The sequence below is a fragment of the Nocardioides sambongensis genome, assembly GCF_006494815.1.
GTDB classification, from domain to species: Bacteria; Actinomycetota; Actinomycetes; order Propionibacteriales; family Nocardioidaceae; genus Nocardioides; species Nocardioides sambongensis.
The window spans coordinates 622,313-641,845 of record NZ_CP041091.1; the positions used below are offsets into that span (position 1 = coordinate 622,313).

The following is a 19,533-nucleotide window of genomic DNA, read 5'->3' on the forward strand; positions in this document are numbered from 1 at the left end:
TCCGTAGGGTGGCCGGGTGAGCTCCACGGTCCTCTGGTTCCGCCGCGACCTTCGGCTCCGCGACCACCCCGCGCTGCACGCGGCGGCGGACGCGGCCGACCGGGTCGTCGGCTTGTTCGTGCTGGACCCGGCGCTGTGGGAGGGTGCCGGCCCCGCCCGCCGCGCGTGGCTGGCCGCCTGCCTGGAGGCCTTGGACGAGTCCATGGGCGGCCGCCTGGTCCTCCGGTACGGCGACCCGGCGCGCGAGGTCCCCGCGGTCGCCGGCGCCGTGGGGGCCGCCGAGGTGCACGTGTCCGGCGAGTGCACGCCGTACGGGATGCGGCGGGACCGGAGGGTCGCCGAGGCCCTCGGTGAGGTCAGCCTGGTGCCGACGGGCACGCCGTACGCGGTGGACCCGGGCCGGGTGCGCAACAAGGCGGGGGAGCCCTACCGGGTGTTCACCCCGTTCTCGCGGGCCTGGCGCGACGTCCCGGTGGAGCCGCCGCAGCAGGCGCCCGACGTCGCCTGGGCCGGGTCCGACCTCGACGACGCGGACGCGCGTGCCCGCCTGGCTGCAGCTGCCGATGGGGACGGGCCCGACCTGCCTGCGGTGGGCGAGGACGCCGCAGTCGAGCGCTGGCGCGCGTTCGTCGCCGACGACCTGGCCGACTACGCGCAGGCCCGCGACCTGCCCGCGGCCGACCGCACGTCCCGGATGTCGCCCTATCTCCGGTTCGGGGTGGTCCATCCCCGGCAGCTGCTGCACCAGGTGCGCAGCCACCGTGGTGAGGGGCGGCACAGCTATGAGACCGAGCTCGCGTGGCGGGAGTTCTACGCCGACGTGCTGCTGCACCACCCGGACTCCGCCTGGCGCGACCTGCGACCGCTCGACCTCGACTACGACGAGCCCGGCGACCCGGTGGAGGCCTGGCGCCGCGGCGAGACCGGCTTCCCGATCGTCGACGCCGGGATGCGCCAGCTGGCCCATCAGGGGTGGATGCACAACCGGGTGCGGATGATCACCGCCAGCTTCCTGACCAAGGACCTGCACGTGTGGTGGCCGGTCGGTGCCCGGCACTTCCTCGACCACCTGACCGACGGCGACCTCGCCTCCAACAACCACGGCTGGCAGTGGGTCGCCGGGACCGGCACCGACGCGGCACCGTACTTCCGGGTGTTCAACCCGGTCACCCAGGGGATCCGGTTCGACCCGTCCGGCGACTACGTCCGGCGCTGGGTGCCCGAGCTGGAGCACCTGGCCGGCGCGGCGGCGCACGAGCCGTGGAAGCACGCCGAGGGGTATGACCACGGCTATCCCGAGCCGATCGTCGACCATGCGGACGAGCGCCGCGAGGCGCTGGCGCGGTACGACCGGGCCAGGGCCTGAGCCTGACGGCGCCGCCGGTTCTCGGCCGGTGCGCGCCCCGATCCGGGCTCGGGCCGCCTACGATCACGGGGTGAGCGAGGTGCCGGACGACGCCGGGACCGACGCCCCCTCCGGGCTGTCGGAGTCCTGGGCGCGCCTGCTCGGCGACTACGAGCGGCACCTGGTCTCCGAACGGGATCTCGCACCGCACACGGTCACCGCCTACACCAAGGACGTCGCGGCCCTGCTCGAGCACGCCGACCGCGCCCGGGTGCACCGGCCGGAGGACCTGGACCTGCGGCTGCTGCGCAGCTGGCTCGCCCGCCAGCAAGCCGCCGGGCTCTCCCGCACGACGGTCGCCCGGCGGGCGACCGCGGCTCGGGTCTTCACCGGATGGCTCGCGCGCACCGGCCGCGCGCCCAGTGACGTCGGCTCCTCCCTCGGATCGCCGAAGCCGCACCGCACCCTGCCGGCGGTGCTGCGGGCCGACGAGGCGCGCCGTCTGGTGGACGCGGCAGCGGAACGGGCGGACGACGGCACCCCGGTGGGGCTGCGCGACGTCGCGATCGTCGAGCTCCTCTACGCGACCGGCATGCGGGTGGGGGAGCTGGTCGGCCTCGACGTGGACGACCTCGATCGGGACCGCAACGTGGTGCGCGTGCTGGGCAAGGGCCGCAAGGAGCGCAGCGTGCCCTTCGGGGTGCCGGCGGGTCGTGCCGTCGACGACTGGCTGGTCCGCGGGCGCCCGGCCCTGGCCAGGGAGGGCTCCGGCCCCGCCCTCTTCCTCGGAGCCCGCGGAGCGCGGGTCGACCAGCGTGCAGTGCGCACGATGGTGCACCGACGGCTCGAGGACGTCCCGGGCGCGCCGGACCTCGGCCCGCACGGCCTCCGCCACACGGCCGCCACGCACCTGCTCGAGGGCGGGGCCGACCTGCGCTCGGTCCAGGAGCTGCTCGGTCACGCCTCGCTCGCCACCACCCAGCGCTACACGCATGTCACGACGGACCGGCTGCGGCGGGCGTACCGCCAGGCGCACCCGCGGGCGTGAGCGGCGTCGGCGACGAGCCGCCGACGCCACCGTCCGGGCGCCACTAGGGTGGCGCCATGGCTGACAGAAGCGGCGCCGGCCGACCCCTGACCACCGCGGACCACGGCACCGCGGACGTGGTCATCGGCGGTGGGAACGGGCCGGAGGTGCATCTGCTCGAGGTCGGGGCGACCGTGCAGCGGATGGTGGTCACCGGCGGCGACGGGGTCCGGCGCGACGTGGCCCTCGGACTCCGCGGCGCCGCCGCGGCACGGTCCGGCACCGCCTACGTCGGCAGCATCGTCGGCCGGTACGCCAACCGGATCGCGCACGGGCATGCGGTGGTCGGGGGATCGGAGCTGCGTCTGCCGCTCAACGACCGCGGCCACCACCTCCACGGCGGACCCGACGGCTTCCACCAGCGACGGTGGGCCGTCGTGGACAGGGCCGCCGACGCCGTCACCTTCGAGCTCACCAGTCCCGACGGAGACTCCGGCTACCCGGGCGAGCTGTCCGTGCGAGCTCGCTACCGCGTCACCGCGGACCGCGTCGAGCTCGACATCGCGGCCACGACGACCGCCACCACCCTGGTCAACCTGACCAGTCACGTCTACCTCAACCTGGACGGCTCCGGCTCCGTGGAGGACCACCTGCTCCAGGTGCCCGCCGGGCGCTACACGCCGGTCGACGACTCCTCGATCCCGACCGGGGACCATGCCGACGTGCGCGGGACCGGGTTCGATCTGACCGCGGCACAGCGGATCGGAGACGTCGTACGTCAACCGGACCCGGGGATCCGGGTCGCCCGCGGCCTCGACCACAACTATGTGATCGACGCACCGGGCTGGCGCCGCGTCGCCACGCTCGACTCCCCGGCCGCACGCACCCGGATGGACCTGTGGTCCGACCAGCCCGGTCTTCAGGTCTACACCGGCAACTCCTTCGACGGCACGGGTCGTGACCTCCGCGGTCGCCCGATCGGGCCCCGGGCCGCGGTGGCCCTGGAACCCCAGCTCGCACCGGACTCTCCGAACCGACCCGGATGGCCGTCGGCGGTCCTGGAGCCGGGGGAGACCTACCGGTCGAGGATGGCCTGGGTTTTCTCCGCCCTGACCGGCTGACCTCACCCGGTCCCGGGCCACAGGGGCAGCAGTCGCACCGGCCCGGCGCCCACCAGCAGCAACGGGTCGAGGTAGGTCTGCCCGCGCAGCCAGCCCCAGTGCAGGCAGGCACGGGGGAAGCAGTGCGACAGCGCCAGTTGCAGGTGTCCGATCACCGCTCCCGCCTCGACTCGATCGCCGACCGCGACCGACGCGCTGACGGGCTCGTAGGTGGTGCGGGTGTCGCCGTGGCCCACCACGACGACGCCGCGGCCGGCGAGGGAACCGGCGAAGAGCACGGTCCCGGGGAGCGCGGAACGCACGCTGCTCCCGAAGGTGCCGGCGAGGTCGACGCCCCGGTGCCCCGCACCGTAGGCGGTGGCGGGAGGGTCGAAGTCGTGGACGACGGTGGGTGTCGGGAGCAGCGGCCACACGCCCACCGGGACCGTTCCGGTGCCCGGGATGGAGTCGTCGGAAGCCGTGCCGTTGTCGGAAGCAGGGACGCCGCCGGAGTACGCGCCGGAGGACGCTCCGGCGTCCGCGGCCCCCGGCGCCGCGACCAGGAGGAGCAGTGGCAGGAAGGCGGTCGCCGCCAGCAGGGCGACCCGTCGATGGTGTTGAGCCATGGACGAAGAGTGCCCGCGCCGCGATCGCTCGGTCGTCGCCGCGGTGACCGGTTGTGGACGAAGCGGCTCGGCACAGCCGCCGCCGGCCGATCGGCGTCGTCGTGGGGCCCTGGTGGTGCAGGTGCCGAGCTCCGGTGATTGGTCGGGACACCCCGGATCGGACTATCCTGTGCGGACCGGTCCCGTGGGGCCGGAATACGCACGTCCGCAGACCACGACGGTGCCCGTCAGGACACCGACCGCCCGTGGGCGACGGCCTTCAGTCCCTCCTCCCGGAGGGTCCGGCCGTGCGCAGGCGTCAGGACCCAACTGAGAACTACAACAGGAGAACCATCATGGCTGTCGTGACCATGCGCCAGCTCCTCGAGAGCGGCGTCCACTTCGGACACCAGACCCGACGCTGGAACCCGAAGATGAAGCGCTTCATCATGACCGAGCGCAACGGCATCTACATCATCGACCTGCAGCAGTCGCTGGCTTACATCGACCGCAGCTACGCGTTCATCAAGGACACCGTGGCCAAGGGCGGGACGATCATGTTCGTCGGCACCAAGAAGCAGGCTCAGGAGGCCATCTCCGAGCAGGCCACCCGCGTCGGCATGCCCTACGTCAACCAGCGTTGGCTCGGCGGCATGCTCACCAACTTCTCGACCGTGCACCAGCGGATCAACCGCCTCAAGGAGCTCGACGAGATCAACTTCGACGACGTCGCCGGGTCCGGCCGCACCAAGAAGGAGCTCCTGCAGATGAAGCGGGAGCGGGACAAGCTGGACCGCACCCTGGGCGGCATCCGCGAGATGGGCAAGACCCCCTCCGCGGTGTGGATCGTCGACACCAACAAGGAGCACCTCGCGGTCGAGGAGGCCCGCAAGCTGCGGATCCCGATCATCGCGATCCTCGACTCCAACTGCGACCCCGACCTGGTGGACTTCCCGATCCCGGGCAACGACGACGCCATCCGCGCGGTCGGTCTGCTGACCCGCGTGATCGCCGACGCCGTCGCCGAGGGCCTGATCGCCCGCTCCGGCGGCAAGGGTGAGGGCGCTGCCACCACCGCCGAGGAGCCGCTCGCCGAGTGGGAGCGCGAGCTCCTCGCGCAGGGTGAGGGCGAGAAGGCCGCCGAGTCGGCCGACGCCCCCGCGGAGCCGGCCGCCGAGGCGACCACCGAGGCCACCGAGGCGACCGCCGAGTCCGCCGAGGCCACCGAGGAGCAGGCTGCCGGGACCCCGGCCGCCGACGCTCCGGCCGAGGCCTGACCTCCGCCGTTCCCCACTCACTCAACGACTGATCCGAGGGAGGATCCATGGCTTTCTCCGCAGCCGACGTCAAGAAGCTCCGTGAGCTGACCCAGGCCGGCATGATGGACTGCAAGAAGGCGCTCGACGAGACCGACGGCGACTTCGACAAGGCCGTCGAGCTGCTCCGCGTCAAGGGTGCCGCCAAGGCGGCAGCCCGTGGCGCCGAGCGCGAGACGGCCGCCGGTCTGGTCGCCAACTCCGGCGGCGCGCTGGTCGAGCTGAAGTCCGAGACCGACTTCGTCGCCAAGGGCGACGACTTCGTCGCGGTCGCCCAGCAGATCGCCGACGCCGCGAACGAGGCCAAGGCCGGCGACGCCGAGGCCCTCAAGGTCGCGAAGCTCGGTGACAAGACCGTCGCCGAGGTCGTCGAGAGTCTCGCGATCACCATCGGCGAGAAGATCGAGCTCGGCAATGTCGCCTACTTCGACGGCCCGGTCACGGTCTACCTGCACAAGCGTGCTGCCGACCTGCCGCCGGCCATCGGCGTGCTCGTCGAGTACGAGGGTGACGAGGCCGCCGCTGCCGGTGCCGCCAAGCAGGTCGCCGCGATGCGTCCTCAGTTCCTGACCCGCGACGAGGTCCCCGCCGACCTGGTCGAGAAGGAGCGCGCGATCGGTGAGGCCACCGCTCGCGAGGAGGGCAAGCCCGACCACATCATCGGCAAGATCGCCGAGGGCCGCCTCAACGGCTTCTTCAAGGAGGTCGTCCTCCTCGAGCAGCCGTCGGTGACCGAGAACAAGAAGTCGGTCAAGCAGCTGCTGGACGAGTCCGGCACGACCGTGAAGCGGTTCGCCCGCTTCGAGGTCGGCGCCTGATCGTCGTCGATCGCACCGAGCACTGAACGGCCGGTGGTCACCGAGAGGTGACCACCGGCCGTTCTGCTGCCGCCACCACCGTCACCCACCACCGTCACCCACCACCGCCACCCACCACCGGGGCGCGCGCTGGGCAGTCCGCCCCGAGAGGCGTCGCGCGTTGTAGGTTTGACGCGTCCGGCGACCGGACAGGACCCGACCTGCGCCGCGCGGCCAGGGCGCACTTCCGTCTCAGGTGAAGGAGATCGTCCAGTGGGACTCATTCAGGCAGCGATCGGCGCGGTCGGCGGCACCCTCGGCGACCAGTGGCTCGACTTCTACGGGGTGCCGGACGGCGTCAGCTCGACCGTCGCGGTGTTCCCCGCCGTCGCCAAGGGCCAGAACGCCGGGCGGGGCAGCAACACCGACGGCTCCTCCGGCGTCATCACCAACGGGTCGAAGTTCGTCGTCCCGGAGGGCTACGGTCTCGTGCTGCTCGAGGACGGTGCCTTCACCGGCTTCGCGGCCGAGCCCGGCGCCTACATCTGGAACTCCGAGGAGCCCGCGTCCCAGTCGGTGTTCACCGGTGGCGGCCTCGTCGACTCCGTGATCAAGCAGAGCTGGGAGCGCTTCAAGTTCGGCGGCCGACCCTCGACCCAGCAGACCGCCGTCTTCGTCACCCTCAAGGAGCTGCCGAACAACCGGTTCGGCACCCAGTCCGAGATCTACTGGGACGACGCCTTCCTCAACACCCAGGTCGGTGCGATCACCCGCGGCACCTACACCCTGAAGATCACCGACCCGTTGACCTTCATCCGCAACTTCGTGCCCGCGGAGACCATCGGTGGCGGCCGCCGCTTCGACTTCACCGACATGGAGAACCCGGCCGGCGAGCAGCTCTTCAACGAGGTCGTCGGTTCGCTCGCGCCGGCATTCTCGATGTACACCAACGACCCCGCCAAGGGGAACCGGATCTCGCGGCTGCAGCAGGACTCGATCGGGTTCGCGCAGTCGCTCTCCGCGGCGGTGGAGCAGAACTACCAGTGGAAGAGCGACCGCGGCCTCGAGATCGTCAAGACCGCCATCATCTCCATCGAGTACGACGCCAACACCCGTGAGCTCCTCAAGAACGTGCAGCGGGCCGACGCCCTCTCCGGCGCTCGCGGCAACTCCAACCTGCAGGCCTCCGTCGCCGCCGGTGTCGAGGCGGCCGGTGAGAACGCCGGTCCCGGTGGCCTGGTCGGCATGGGGATGGCCACCGGTGGCATGGGCATCGGTGGACTCCAGCAGCCCACCCAGCAGCCCGCCCCCGCTGCGCCGGCCCCCGCCGCCCCGGCCGCGCCGGCCGCGCCCGCCGCACCGGCGGCCGAGGACCCGATGGTCGTCCTGAAGCGCGCCAAGGACATGCTCGACGCCGGCCTGATCACGCAGGAGGACTACGACGCGGCCAAGGCGAAGGCGCTCGGTCTCTGATGACCCAGGATCCGGCCGAGCCCCCGCGGTCGGCGTACGACGGTCCGCCGCCGCCACCGCCACCGTCGCCGCCCTCGCTGGAGGAGGAGCTCGCCGCGGCGAAGGCGGGCCCCGAGCCGACTCCGAGCATCGAGACGGTCAACGAGTCGCTGCGCGACGGCCTGAACCGTTGCCCGAAGTGCGGCTCGACCGACGTCCAGCTGCGGGCGTCGACGGGCCAGCTGGTCTGCCTCTTCTGCCGGCACGAGTGGCAGGAGGAGCGGGTCGAGGAGGACTTCGGCCTCGGCCACGGGATCGAGGAGCTCGAGGGCACGGTCATCGCGAGCGGTGCCGCCGACATCCGAGCCGACGTCTCCGACGTGGTCACCTTCAAGTGCGGCGGATGCGGTGCCGAGGTGTCGGTCGACACCTCGAGCGCGATGAACGCCCGGTGCCACTGGTGCCGGCACACGCTGAACGTGAACGAGCAGATCCCCAACGGGGCGGTGCCCGACGCCGTGCTGCCGTTCAAGCTGACCAAGGACGAGGCGATCGCCCGCATCCGCGACTTCGCCGGCAAGCGACGGCTCTTCGCCCTGGGCCGGTTCAAGCAGGAGTTCGTGCCCGACAACGTGCTCGGCGTGTACCTGCCCTACCTGGTCATCGACGCTCACGCCGAGTCGGAGTACCGGGGGGTCGGCGAGGTGCAGACCCGACGCTGGACGGAGAAGCAGGGGGACAACAACGTCACCTACTACGCGGCGGACGTCTACCAGGTCGAGCGGCAGGTGAAGTACACCGTGGACGACCTGACCATGGAGGGCTCCGCGGACCGCGCCAACATCGCCAAGGAGAACACCAACAACATCATCAACACGATCCTGCCGTTCGACACGAAGAACGCGGTCCGGTGGAACGCCAGCTACCTCGTCGGGTTCAACAGCGAGAAGCGTGACCTCAACGTGGCCGAGCTGAAGCCGAAGCTGGAGGACCAGCTGCTCTCCATCGGCCGGTCGCAGGTCTCCGGGTCGCTGCGGAAGTTCGACCGTGGCGTGCGCTGGGAGCAGGAGTCGATCGCCGTGGGCGGCTCACGCTGGGTCGCGATGTACCTGCCGGTGTGGCTCTACTCCTACCAGCAGCAGAGCAACGGACTGCTGCACTACATCGCGGTCAACGCGCGCACCGGGGAGACCATGGGCAGTGTCCCGGTCTCGCACCCCAAGCTGCTCCTCGCCTCGATCACCGTCGGCACCGTCCTCGAGGGCATCGCCGCCGCACTCCTGGTGGCCTCGGCATGATCGATCTCGCGCAGACACTCCCGCAGGTCCTGGCCCAGCTGGCTCCCGTCCTCGTGCCGTTCGCGGCGGAGGACTCGCCGGTCTGGCTGCTGCTCGCCGGCCCGCTGGGCGGGGGAGCGACGTACTGGCTGATCTACCGCTACTACCGGAACACCGACAAGTCGCACGAGTTCGAGCGCGACACGCTGATCAGTGCGAAGCCGGTGCAGGGCGGCGAGACGCGGGTGGACCACATCTCGCGCACCCGGGACAAGGACATCGACGGCGACAACAGCTCCCGGCACCGCCAGCGGGTACGGCGGATCCACTGAGCCCCGTGGGACCCGGGACGGTCCGGGTGTGACGGTCGTCGCGAGCGGTCGCGGCGCCGTCGCCGATGTTGTCCCCGGTCCGTGGCGCGGCGGTAGGCTCTGATGCTGGCTGACCCGCCCGTCCGCGCTCGCGGACGTGGCAGAAACAACGAAAGGTGCCTGGTGCCCGGTTACAAGCGCGTACTGCTCAAGCTCTCCGGTGAGGTGTTCGGAGGCGGCAAGCTCGGGGTCGACCCCGATGTCGTCCAGTCGATCGCCAAGGAGATCGCTGCGGTGGCGCAGTCGGGCACGCAGATCGCGGTGGTCACCGGCGGCGGCAACTTCTTCCGCGGCGCCGAGCTCCAGCAGCGCGGGATGGACCGGGTGCGCGCCGACTACATGGGCATGCTCGGCATCGTGATGAACTGCCTGGCGCTGCAGGACTTCCTCGAGAAGCTCGGCGTCGAGACGCGGGTGCAGACCGCGATCACCATGGGCCAGGTCGCCGAGCCCTACATCCCGCGACGGGCGATCCGGCACATGGAGAAGGGCCGTGTGGTCATCTTCGGCGCCGGCATGGGCATGCCCTACTTCTCCACCGACACGGTGGCCGTGCAGCGCGCGCTGGAGAGCAAGTGCGACGTGGTGCTGGTCGCCAAGTCCGGCGTGGACGGTGTCTACAGCGCCGACCCCAAGCTCGACCCGACGGCGACCAAGTACGACGACCTCAGCTATGACGAGGCCATCGCCGAGGGCCTGCGGATCATGGACCAGACCGCCTTCGCGCTGTGCGGCGAGAACAAGCTGCCCATGGTGGTGTTCGGGATGGAACCCGAGGGCAACATCCTGCGCGTGGTGCAGGGTGAGAGGATCGGCACGCTGGTCAGCGCGGGCTGATCCACCAGCGCGACCGAACAGTCCGAGCCAGACCAGCACAGCCAGAACTGACGAAGGAGCACCGGTGATCAACGACATCCTCAACGAGGCCGACGGCAAGATGGCGAAGTCGGTCGACGCCACCCGCGAGGAGTTCGCGACGATCCGGGCCGGGCGTGCCCAGCCGAGCATGTTCAACAAGATCCTCGTCGACTACTACGGCACCCCGACGCCGATCCAGCAGCTGGCCTCCTTCACCGCGCCCGAGGCCCGGATCATCCTGGTGCAGCCGTTCGACATGGGCGCGATCGCCAACGTGGAGAAGGCGATCCGCGACTCCGACCTCGGCGTCAACCCGGCCAACGACGGCAAGGTGCTGCGCTGCGTCTTCCCCGAGCTGACCGAGGAGCGCCGCAAGGAGTTCATCAAGCTCGCGAAGGAGAAGGCGGAGGCCGGCCGGGTCGCGGTCCGTCAGGTGCGCCAGAAGGCGAAGCAGAACCTGGAGAAGCTCGAGAAGGACGGCGAGGTCGGCAAGGACGACGTCACCGGCGCCGAGAAGAAGCTCGACGGCAAGACCAAGCAGCACACCGACGCCATCGACGAGCTGCTGAAGTCCAAGGAAGCCGAGCTGCTCGAGATCTGAGGATCTCAGCCACCACGATGACGACGCCTCCCTCGCCCGGTCCTGCCCCGGCGACGCCGCCGGCCAAGGACCACGGTCGGGCAGGTCGCGACCTGAAGGCCGCGGTCGGCTCCGCTGTGGTGCTGCTCGGTGCCATCGCCGGCTCGCTGTGGTTCTGGAAGCCGGCGTTCATGGTGATCGTGGCGGTCGCGGTGGTCGTCGCGGTCTGGGAGCTGCGCAAGGGGCTGCTCGCCAAGGAGATCGACATCCCGGAGCAGCCGCTGATGGTCGGCGGCGTCGTGATGGTCGTGGTCGCCTACCTGTTCGGCAGCGAGGCACTGGTGACCGCCACCGCCGTCACCGCGCTCACCACGATGCTGTGGCTGCTGCGCCGCGGCGTCGACGGCTACGTGAAGAACGCCAGCGCGTCGGTGTTCACCCTGGTCTACGTGCCGTTCCTCGGCTCGTTCGTGGCGCTGATGCTGGCGGAGGGCGGCACCACCGGCGGCGGTCTCGACGACGACGGCGTCGCGGGCGTGATCACCTTCATCCTGGTCACCATCGCCTCCGACATCGGCGGGTACGTCGCCGGCGTGCTCTTCGGCAAGCACCCGATGGCGCCGGTGATCTCACCCAAGAAGTCCTGGGAGGGGTTCGCCGGATCGGCGATCGCCACCACGGCCGCCGGTTGGGCGCTGGTCGTCTTCCTGCTCGACGGCGACTGGTGGGTCGGCGTCTGCCTCGGCCTGATCGCCGTGGTGATGGCGACCCTGGGTGACCTGTGCGAATCGGTGATGAAGCGGGACCTCGGGATCAAGGACATGAGCCAGGTGATCCCGGGCCACGGCGGGCTGATGGACCGGCTGGACTCCCTGCTCGCCACCATCGCGCCGATCTGGCTCCTGCTGCACTACGCGGTCTTCACGTGAGCGTGGAACCGGCCCCGGCGGCCGAGCAGACCGATCCGGCCGAGGAGAAGCGAACGATCCGGCCGGACTGGTGGCACCGTGACCACCCGGTCTTCGGACCGCTGTCCGGCTTCTTCACCGGCATGGTGTTCATCATCGTCGTGCCCGGCCTGTACGCGACGATCCTCAAGTCACTGGTCGGCTACGCCCGGGCGGAGGAGCTGTTCCCGTTCGTGGTGCTCACCTTCGCCGTGCCGATCGGCCTCCTGGTCCCCCGGCGCACCCGGCAGTTCGCGCGCTACATGCTGCTCGGCACCGTCGCCACCGCGGTGGTGGTCCTCGGCGTCGCGGCAGCTGTCCTGTGGCTCCTGATCAAGCGCGACTCCTGACCCTCACGCCGAGGAGTTCGTCCTCGGCACTCCGCGGTGGGACAATCGGTGCATCATGTCCGACCAGTCAGACGCGCCCCCCGTCCCGCAGCCCGAGGAGCCGGCCAAGGCCCTCCCGCTGGTGCTCAAGGAGCCGCGCGGCCGCAAGAAGCCGCCGCAGCATCTCGCCGACCTGACGCCGGCCGAGCGCAAGGACCGTGCCGTCGAGCTGGGTCTGCCCGGGTTCCGCGCGCGTCAGCTCGCCAACCACTACTTCTCCCGGCTCGTCGACGACCCGGAGCAGATGACCGATCTCCCGGCCGGCCAGCGTGCCGAGCTGGTCGAGGGTCTGCTGCCGTCGCTGATGACGCCGCTGCGCACCATGGAGGCCGACCGGGGCACCACCCGCAAGACGCTGTGGAAGCTCTTCGACGGTGCCCTCGTGGAGTCGGTCCTGATGCGCTACCCCGGGCGGGTCACCATGTGTGTCTCCAGCCAGGCCGGCTGCGGGATGGCCTGCCCGTTCTGTGCCACCGGCCAGGGCGGCCTGCAGCGCAACATGTCCACGGCCGAGATCGTCGAGCAGGTGATGGCCGGCGCCCGGGCGCTGGCCCGTGGCGAGGTGCCGGGCGGCACCGGCCGGGTCAACAACATCGTCTTCATGGGGATGGGCGAGCCGATGGCCAACTACCGGGCCGTGATCGGTGCGGTACGACGCCTCACCGACGAGGCCCCCGACGGCTACGGCATGTCGGCGCGGGGCATCACCGTCTCCACCGTCGGCCTGGTGCCCCGGATGCGTCAGCTGGCCGACGAGGGCATCCCGGTCACCCTGGCGCTGAGCCTGCACGCGCCCGACGACGAGCTGCGCAACGAGCTGGTGCCGATCAACACCCGCTTCTCGGTGGCCGAGACCGTCCGGGCCGCCTGGGAGTATGCGGAGAAGACCAAGCGCCGGGTCTCCATCGAGTACGCGATGATGCGCGGCATCAACGACCAGGCGTGGCGCGCCGACCTGCTCGGCGAGGTGTTGAACTCCTACGGCGACTGGGGCTGGGTCCACGTCAACCTGATCCCGCTCAACCCCACGCCGGGGTCGAAGTGGACCGCCTCGGACCCGGCCGACGAGCGGGAGTTCGTCCGGCGGCTGGAGGCGGCCGGCATCCCCACGACGGTCCGCGACACCCGCGGCTCGGACATCGACGGTGCCTGCGGGCAGCTGGCCGCCGCGCCCTGATCCGGTTCCGGACGACCGTCCCCGACGACCACCAGCCGTGCACCTGATGCCCGCCGAGCGCCGATGATCCCGCCGGACATCGCGCGCGCCTGCGGTGCGTGGTACTTTATCCCGCCCACCGCCCGCCGGGTGGAGACCGACGAGTACCTGCTGCTGCGCTACCCCACCTACTACGAGCATCCGCTCCAGCTCTTCGGCATCCTGCCCCGGCGGCCGCTCGCGGAGACGCTGGACGAGGCGTTGGCCGCCGCCCGCGACCTGGCCGGCGCCGCACCTGCGGAGGTCCTGTGCTGGGTCCGGCTCACCGCACCGGACGGCCTCGACGAGGCCCTCCTCGAGCGCGGCGCCACCCTGGACGAGCGGCTCGACGTCCTGGCCCGCACCGTCGGTGACGACGCGGTCGCCGACCTCCCCGGGCCGCCGCCGGGGGTCGAGCTGCGCTGGTCCGACTCGCTGCCGACCTTCGTGGACGCGGTGCGGCTGGGCACCGAGGTGTTCGGCGGCACGCTCCCGCCCGACGAGGCCCTCGAGCGGCTCTTCGCCGACGAGCGCGAGAAGGTGGTCGCCGGTGGTGGTGGGTCGGTGGTGGCTTACCTCGACGGGGTCGCGGTCGGCACCGCCGGGGTCACCGTCGCCGGCCCGGACGCGCGGCTGTGGGGCGGGTGCGTCCTGCCCCGGGCGCGGCGCCGCGGCGTCTACGCCGCCCTGCTGCACGCCCGGCTCCGGTACGGCGTCGCCCACGGGACCCGGCTGGCCCTGGTCAAGGGTCGCGTGGACAGCTCGGCTCCGCTGCTGCGGCGTACCGGGTTCGAGACGTTCGGCCAGGAGCGCTCCTACCTGCTGCCGCTGTAGCGGCCCGGGGTCGGCCGATCGTTCATCGAGTGGTCACCTGACACTCGCGTCGCCGCGACGGCGAGTTCCGGGGCCGTGCCTAGCGTCACCGGCATGAGCGGTCCCACGACCTCCGTGCTCCGACCCGCCGTGCCCACCGCAACGACCCGGCGCCCACCCCGCGTCGGGCGTGCCGGGTCGCGCCTGCGCGTGCTGGTGGTCACCGAGTCGTTCCTGCCGCAGGTCAACGGCGTCACCAACTCGGTACGGCGCGTGCTGGACCACCTGGCCGCCGCCGGGCACGCCGCGGAGCTGGTCGCGCCCACCGGCCCCGGCAGCTACGCCGGCTTCCCGGTGACCCGGGCCCGCGGCACCAGCCTGCCCTTCTACCGCGACTTCCGGCTCGGCCTGGAGACCCGTCGTCGGCTCCGGGCGGTGATGCTCCGCTTCCGGCCCGACGTGGTCCACCTCGCCTCGCCCGCGACGCTCGGCTACCAGGCGGCCCGTGCCGCCGCGGAGCTCGGCCTGCCCACCGTGGCGATCTACCAGACCGACCTGATCGGCTTCGCCGAGCGCTACGACCTCCCCGCCGGTGTCCGTGCGATGGGGGCGCTGACCCGAACCATCCACCTCCAGGTGGACCGCACGCTGGCGCCGTCGACGGCGAGCATCGAGCAGCTGCGCGGACTCGGCGTACCGGCGGTGCACCGGTGGGGCCGGGGGGTCGACCTGGAGGCGTTCCACCCGCGTCACCGGGACCCTCGGCTGCGGGCCGAGCTGCTCGGGGAGGGCGCGGCGGATCGCCTGCTGGTCGGCTACGTCGGCCGTCTCGCCGCGGAGAAGGAGCTCGACCTGCTCGCTCCGCTGGCGCGCGACCCGCGCTACCGGCTGGTGCTGGTCGGGGCCGGCCCCGAGGAGGAGCACCTGCGCCGGGTGCTCGGGCCCGAGGCTCGCTTCCTCGGACTGTGCCACGGGGACCGGCTCAGTCGCGCCTACGCCTCCCTCGACCTGTTCGTCCACACCGGCCGTCACGAGACGTTCTGCCAGTCGGCGCAGGAGGCGCTCGCCTCCGGGGTGCCGGTGGTGGCGCCGGCCGCCGGAGGTCCGGTGGACGTGGTCGCCGACGGGGCCACCGGTCTGCTCTACCGGCCCGGGGACCAGGCAGACCTTCTGCGCTGCGTGGACCGCCTGGCCGCCGACCCGTCCCGGCGCGGCCGGATGGGTGCCGCGGCGGTCCGCAGCGTCCAGGAGCGCTCCTGGGCCGCGATCACCGAACAGCTCCTCGGCCACTACCGGGCGGTGGTCACCGAGCGGGTCCGTCACCTCGCAGGTTGAATCGTTCGTTCGGGACCCTCGAGTTGTTCGTTCGGGACCTCGGGGTGAGCCGAACGAACAACTCGACGGTTCCCGACGTACAACTCGACGGGGTGGGACGGACGACTCAACGGTGGAGGAGGTCGGCGGCCGCATCGACGGAGTCGACCAGGTGGACGTGCGGCTCCATCGGCCGGCCGCGGGCGAGGGCCCGGAGCAGCGGCCAGGCCGGCAGCGTGTGCGTCCAGTACTCCCGGCCGACCAGCACCATCGGCGCGACCGAGTGCGGCTCCGCGTAGTAGTTCTCGCAGGCGTCCTGGAAGATCTCCTGCACGGTGCCGCCGGCGCCGGGGAGGAAGACGATCCCGGCATCGCAGACCTCCAGCAGGATCGCCTCGCGCAGCGCGTTGCGGAAGTACTTCGCGATCGCGGTCGCGAAGACGTTCGGCGGCTCGTGGCCGTAGTGCCAGGTCGGCACCCCCAGGCTCACCCCCGGCTCCGGTACGACGCCCGCCACCCGCCGCGCCACCGCGACCCACGCCTCCACCGACGGCCGGAACGAGGGCACCGCGGCCAGCTCGGTCACCGCGTCGCTCACCGTCTCCGCCGACTCTCCGGCCAGCCGCGCACCGAGGTTGGCGGCCTCCATCGCCCCGGGGCCGCCCCCGGTGGCCACCACGTGGTCCTGCGCCAGCAACCGACCGAGCCGCGCGGCATCACGGTAGTCCGGCTCTCCCCGCCGGGCGGCGTGCCCGCCCATCACGCCGACCAGGCTGCGTCCGGTGCGCCAGGTGCCCAGCGCGTCGTCGACCGCCCGGTCGTGCAGCACCCGTGCCAGCGCGGCTTCTGCGCCGTGCTCGGTCTGCAACCACGCGTAGGCACGGGCGTCGAGGGAGCGGGCGTAGTCCGCGGTGTCGTAGAGCTCGTCGGCGGTGTAGAGCGTCCGGCGGTGCGGATCGACCGGGACCGCTCCCACGCCCGGGAGGACCAGGGCTCCGTGGGCGGCGAGGTCCTCGGCCTGGCCGGGAGCGAAGGAGCAGCCGACGAAGGTCGACCGTGAGGTGTCGCAGACCCGCAGCGCCTCGCCGTGCCCGCTGAGGTCGAGGCCGGTCAACCGCCACCCGGTCAGGCGGCGCGCGCCCAGCGCCAGTCGGCGGTCCAGCTCGGTGAGGCTCTCGATCACGACGACACGTCCACGGGTGCGCAGCACGGGGAGAGGATGTCACGCCGGCGACCGGGCCGGGGTGATCTAGGTTGGTCCGGTGAAGACTCGTCGCCTCGCAGGTCCCGCGGTCGCCGCCGCCCTCGCCGGTGTGCTGGCTGCCGGACTGGTGCTGCCCGCCGCGCTCGCGGCGCCGGCCCACGCCCCGCAGCCCGGCCCGTCGGGCATCGGTGACTTCTACTTCCCCTCGACGGCAACGGTGGCATCGACGTGGTGCACTACGACATCGCGGACCGCTACACCTTCCAGACCGGGCAGAGCCCGGCGCGGCTGAGCGGCACCACCACCCTCACGGTGGAGGCGACGCAGCCGCTGAGCTCGTTCAACCTCGACCTCCTGCTCGCCGTCGACGCGGTGCAGGTCGACGGCGCTCCCGCCGCGTTCGCCAAGCCCGACCGCCACGAGCTGGTGATCACGCCGGACTCGCCGCTGGAGGACGGACAGACCGTCGAGGTCACCGTCGACTACCACGGCAGGCCCGGGGAGATCGGTTGGCAGGGCGAGCGGAACTGGCTGGCCGACCGGCGCGAGGTGGTCACCATGAACGAGCCGCACATGGCCGCCTGGTGGTTCCCGAGCAACGACCACCCGCGGGACAAGGCCACCTTCGACATCGCGATCACCACCGACGCCGGCAAGGAGGTGGTGAGCAACGGCGAGCTCGTCGGTCGCACCCCGGAGGGCGGAGGGCTGGCCACCACCCGCTGGTCCTCGGCCGAGCCGATGACGACCTACCTGGCGTTCTTCGCCGCGGGCGACTTCGAGGTCTGGTCGGGTGTCTCGCCGGCGGGGACGCCGTACACCAATGCGGTCTCGCTGCAGTTCACCCGCAGTGAGCGGACCCGGATCCGTCGGGTGCTCGACCGTGCCGGCGGGGTGACCGACTGGCTGGAGCGGGAGCTCGGCGACTATCCGTTCGGCAGCACCGGCGGGCTGGTGACCAACCTCTACTCCGGGTTCGCGCTGGAGAACCAGACCCGGCCCACCTACGGCGGCTTCGTGGGCCGGAGCGTGCAGGTCCACGAGCTGGCCCACCAGTGGTTCGGCGACAGCGTCGCGGTGGCGCGCTGGCGCGACATCTGGCTCAACGAGGGCTTCGCCTCGTACTTCGAGGCGCGCTACCGGGAGGCGCACGGCGGCCCGACCACGGGTGCCTGGCTGCAGCGCAACTACCGGGCGACCAAGGACCAGGCCCGCTTCTGGCGGACCAAGGTGGCCAACCCCGGGCCGGACCGGATCTTCGACTGGTCGGTCTACCAGCGCGGGCGATGGCGGTCGCCGCTCTCCGGGAGCGGATCGGGCGCGCGCCGATGCGCACCCTGCTGCGCCGCTGGGTGGCCGAGCGGGCCGACGGCAACGGCCGGGTCGGCGACTTCACCCGGCTCGCCGAGGAGGTGTATGGCAAGGACCTGGACGGGTTCTTCGACGCCTGGCTGCGCGACCGGAAGGCGCCGGCGCCCACCCGGGCCAACGGCCTGCGCTGACCGGGCGGGCCCGGGCCTCTCAGAACGCCGAGGCCATCAGCTCGGCGAAGAGCTCCTCGGGGTCGACGTCGAGCCCGCGACGGCGGAACCAGGCGCACATGTTGCTGCAGTCGCGGTGGAGGAAGTCGAACCCGGCGGCGTTGCCGACCAGGTCCAGCACCTGCGGCAGGTCGATCACCACCAGCCGATCGCCGGCGGCGAGCACGTTGTAGGGGGAGAGGTCCCCGTGCACCAGCCCGGCGCCGACCAGCGTGTGCAGCGCCTGCCGGGTCTGCTCGTAGTAGGAGCCGAGCAGCTCGGGGTCCGGCCGGGTCTGGGCCAGGCGCGGCGCGGTGTGCCGCTCGCCGGCCTCCTCGACGTGGATCCACTCCTGCAGGATCTCGGTGCCGTCGATCTGCACCGGGTAGGGCACCGGGACGCCCAGCTCCCAGCAGCGCACCAGGGCGTTCCACTCCGCGACCGCCCACTCGCCGGCCGCGACCTGGCGGCCGAAGGTGCTCTTGCGGTTGAGGGCTCGCTCGTCACGCGAGCGCCGGGTGCTGCGCCCCTCGGTGTACGCGGCCGCCCGGTGGAACGTGCGGTGCTCGGCGCTGCGGTAGCGCTTGGCGGCCATCACCACGGACTGCTCCGGGTCGTGCGGGTCGGCACGCTCGAGCAGGTGGACGTCGGCCTCCTTGCCGGTCTTCAGGACGCCGAGGTCGGTGTCGATCGCGCCCTGGGAGGTGACCACCCAGGACGGTCGGGGCTCCGGCCCGCGGCACAGCGGCTCGACCTGGAGCCAGGTGGACCAGCGTTGGCCGTCGGCGACGTCGTCGTAGGCGGCGAAGTCGATCACGAACCGCCGGTCGGGGCCGGGGTCGTCGGTCGGTGCGTCCGTCTGCGGGTCGGTGGGGTGGGCGTCGCTGGGGTGGGCGTGCGCGCGGCCGGGGGTGAGATCAGGGGTGGAGGTCTGCTCCGGTGTCACGGTGGATGCTCCGTCGGGTCGAGAGTGGCTGGTCTGCGGTCAGGCGGACGACAGTCGTGGTCATCTCGTGCCTCCTCTCGACGGGGCCGCGGGCTCGTTCCCGGGCGCTCGGTCGAGCCTGCGGGACCCCACCCGTCGGGTGCAACGCATTTTCGATCCACAGCGCGCCTCCGCTGCGGCGGATCGCGATCCTGGTACCAATGGTGCGAACTGTGGCTTGACGGTGCTCGGGCCGGCAATGACCTCGACGCGAGATGGAGTGGACCGGATGGACGCCAAGAAGTTGATCGGTGTCGTGGTCGTCGTCTTCCTCGGCTTCTGGATGTTCACCGACCCCGACGGGCTCGCGGAGACCGCGAAGAGCGCCGGCGCCGGTGCCTGGGCGCTGACCACGCAGCTGTTCAGCGGCGTGATCGACTTCGTCGGCGAGATGGACTGATCGGTCCGGCCGATGGGCTTCATCGCGTGGCTCGGTGA

General features: G+C 71.8%; 21 protein-coding genes and 1 pseudogene. 19 read left to right on the top strand and 3 right to left on the bottom strand.

Annotation, left to right across the window (positions count from 1 at the left end; genetic code table 11):
• Window positions 1–16: 16 nt before the first annotated feature.
• From FIV43_RS02860 to FIV43_RS02870, 3 genes are all read left to right on the top strand, one after another.
• On the top strand, window positions 17–1,366 hold the full coding sequence (locus FIV43_RS02860; protein ID WP_141012910.1) for a cryptochrome/photolyase family protein: 1,350 nt from the start codon (window positions 17–19) through the stop codon (window positions 1,364–1,366).
• Between the two features lie 70 nt (window positions 1,367–1,436).
• Window positions 1,437–2,393, top strand: coding sequence for a tyrosine recombinase XerC (locus tag FIV43_RS02865; RefSeq protein ID WP_407938867.1), 957 nt, complete (start codon window positions 1,437–1,439; stop codon window positions 2,391–2,393).
• A gap of 56 nt (window positions 2,394–2,449) precedes the next feature.
• The gene (locus FIV43_RS02870) at window positions 2,450–3,493 is read left to right on the top strand and encodes an aldose epimerase family protein (RefSeq protein WP_141012912.1); all 1,044 of its coding nucleotides are present in this window, start codon (window positions 2,450–2,452) and stop codon (window positions 3,491–3,493) included.
• 2 nt (window positions 3,494–3,495) lie between these two features.
• On the opposite strand, the gene FIV43_RS02875 is transcribed toward FIV43_RS02870, so the two are convergent.
• Window positions 3,496–4,098, bottom strand: coding sequence for a M23 family metallopeptidase (locus FIV43_RS02875; RefSeq protein WP_141012913.1), 603 nt, complete (start codon window positions 4,096–4,098; stop codon window positions 3,496–3,498).
• A 335-nt stretch (window positions 4,099–4,433) separates the two neighbouring features.
• Here FIV43_RS02875 and rpsB point away from each other — a divergent pair, with 335 nt between their 5' ends.
• From rpsB to FIV43_RS02935, 12 genes are all read left to right on the top strand, one after another.
• Window positions 4,434–5,354, top strand: coding sequence for a 30S ribosomal protein S2 (gene rpsB / locus FIV43_RS02880; RefSeq protein ID WP_181407661.1), 921 nt, complete (start codon window positions 4,434–4,436; stop codon window positions 5,352–5,354).
• Between the two features lie 47 nt (window positions 5,355–5,401).
• Window positions 5,402–6,211, top strand: a complete 810-nt coding sequence (gene tsf / locus FIV43_RS02885; RefSeq protein WP_141012914.1) for a translation elongation factor Ts — start codon at window positions 5,402–5,404, stop codon at window positions 6,209–6,211.
• Window positions 6,212–6,463: 252 nt separating this feature from the next.
• Window positions 6,464–7,663: an SHOCT domain-containing protein gene (locus FIV43_RS02890; protein ID WP_141012915.1), complete on the top strand. Its 1,200-nt coding sequence runs from the start codon at window positions 6,464–6,466 to the stop codon at window positions 7,661–7,663.
• Window positions 7,663–8,940: a TFIIB-type zinc ribbon-containing protein gene (locus tag FIV43_RS02895; protein ID WP_181407662.1), complete on the top strand. Its 1,278-nt coding sequence runs from the start codon at window positions 7,663–7,665 to the stop codon at window positions 8,938–8,940. Before FIV43_RS02890 ends, FIV43_RS02895 begins: the two co-directional genes overlap by 1 nt.
• Window positions 8,937–9,251 (top strand): hypothetical protein, encoded by a 315-nt coding sequence (locus FIV43_RS02900; protein WP_196780951.1) that lies wholly within the window; start codon window positions 8,937–8,939, stop codon window positions 9,249–9,251. Before FIV43_RS02895 ends, FIV43_RS02900 begins: the two co-directional genes overlap by 4 nt.
• A gap of 162 nt (window positions 9,252–9,413) precedes the next feature.
• Window positions 9,414–10,127: a UMP kinase gene (gene pyrH / locus FIV43_RS02905; RefSeq protein WP_141012916.1), complete on the top strand. Its 714-nt coding sequence runs from the start codon at window positions 9,414–9,416 to the stop codon at window positions 10,125–10,127.
• Between the two features lie 67 nt (window positions 10,128–10,194).
• A complete protein-coding gene (gene frr, locus FIV43_RS02910; RefSeq protein WP_141015705.1) occupies window positions 10,195–10,749 on the top strand; it encodes a ribosome recycling factor in 555 nt (184 codons plus the stop codon).
• Between the two features lie 17 nt (window positions 10,750–10,766).
• Window positions 10,767–11,657: a phosphatidate cytidylyltransferase gene (locus tag FIV43_RS02915; RefSeq protein ID WP_141012917.1), complete on the top strand. Its 891-nt coding sequence runs from the start codon at window positions 10,767–10,769 to the stop codon at window positions 11,655–11,657.
• Entirely contained in the window at window positions 11,654–12,025 is a 372-nt protein-coding gene (locus FIV43_RS02920; protein ID WP_231123651.1) for a hypothetical protein, read from the top strand. The genes FIV43_RS02915 and FIV43_RS02920 overlap by 4 nt, the downstream gene beginning before the upstream one ends.
• 55 nt (window positions 12,026–12,080) lie before the next feature.
• Window positions 12,081–13,241, top strand: coding sequence for a 23S rRNA (adenine(2503)-C(2))-methyltransferase RlmN (gene rlmN, locus FIV43_RS02925; protein WP_141012918.1), 1,161 nt, complete (start codon window positions 12,081–12,083; stop codon window positions 13,239–13,241).
• Between the two features lie 63 nt (window positions 13,242–13,304).
• The gene (locus FIV43_RS02930; protein ID WP_141012919.1) at window positions 13,305–14,093 is read left to right on the top strand and encodes a GNAT family N-acetyltransferase; all 789 of its coding nucleotides are present in this window, start codon (window positions 13,305–13,307) and stop codon (window positions 14,091–14,093) included.
• Between the two features lie 93 nt (window positions 14,094–14,186).
• A complete protein-coding gene (locus FIV43_RS02935) occupies window positions 14,187–15,407 on the top strand; it encodes a glycosyltransferase family 4 protein (RefSeq protein WP_141012920.1) in 1,221 nt (406 codons plus the stop codon).
• Between the two features lie 106 nt (window positions 15,408–15,513).
• On the opposite strand, the gene FIV43_RS02940 is transcribed toward FIV43_RS02935, so the two are convergent.
• On the bottom strand, window positions 15,514–16,596 hold the full coding sequence (locus tag FIV43_RS02940) for an LOG family protein (protein WP_141012921.1): 1,083 nt from the start codon (window positions 16,594–16,596) through the stop codon (window positions 15,514–15,516).
• 52 nt (window positions 16,597–16,648) lie between these two features.
• Between FIV43_RS02940 and FIV43_RS02945 the strand changes: the two genes are divergently transcribed.
• The 3 genes and pseudogenes from FIV43_RS02945 (at window position 16,649) to FIV43_RS02955 (ending at window position 18,092) form a co-directional block, all read left to right on the top strand.
• A complete protein-coding gene (locus FIV43_RS02945; protein WP_141012922.1) occupies window positions 16,649–16,882 on the top strand; it encodes a hypothetical protein in 234 nt (77 codons plus the stop codon).
• A 20-nt stretch (window positions 16,883–16,902) separates the two neighbouring features.
• A pseudogene (locus FIV43_RS23670) lies at window positions 16,903–17,814 on the top strand (M1 family metallopeptidase); the annotation flags it as partial.
• Between the two features lie 62 nt (window positions 17,815–17,876).
• Window positions 17,877–18,092, top strand: a complete 216-nt coding sequence (locus FIV43_RS02955) for a M1 family metallopeptidase (RefSeq protein ID WP_141012923.1) — start codon at window positions 17,877–17,879, stop codon at window positions 18,090–18,092.
• 19 nt (window positions 18,093–18,111) lie between these two features.
• On the opposite strand, the gene FIV43_RS02960 is transcribed toward FIV43_RS02955, so the two are convergent.
• On the bottom strand, window positions 18,112–19,056 hold the full coding sequence (locus FIV43_RS02960) for a serine protein kinase RIO (protein ID WP_141012924.1): 945 nt from the start codon (window positions 19,054–19,056) through the stop codon (window positions 18,112–18,114).
• Between the two features lie 268 nt (window positions 19,057–19,324).
• On the opposite strand from FIV43_RS02960, the gene FIV43_RS20795 reads away from it, so the two are divergent.
• Window positions 19,325–19,495 carry a hypothetical protein gene (locus FIV43_RS20795; protein ID WP_181407663.1) on the top strand — a complete coding sequence of 57 codons (171 nt, stop codon included), beginning with the start codon at window positions 19,325–19,327 and terminating at the stop codon, window positions 19,493–19,495.
• The last annotated feature ends 38 nt before the right edge of the window (window positions 19,496–19,533 follow it).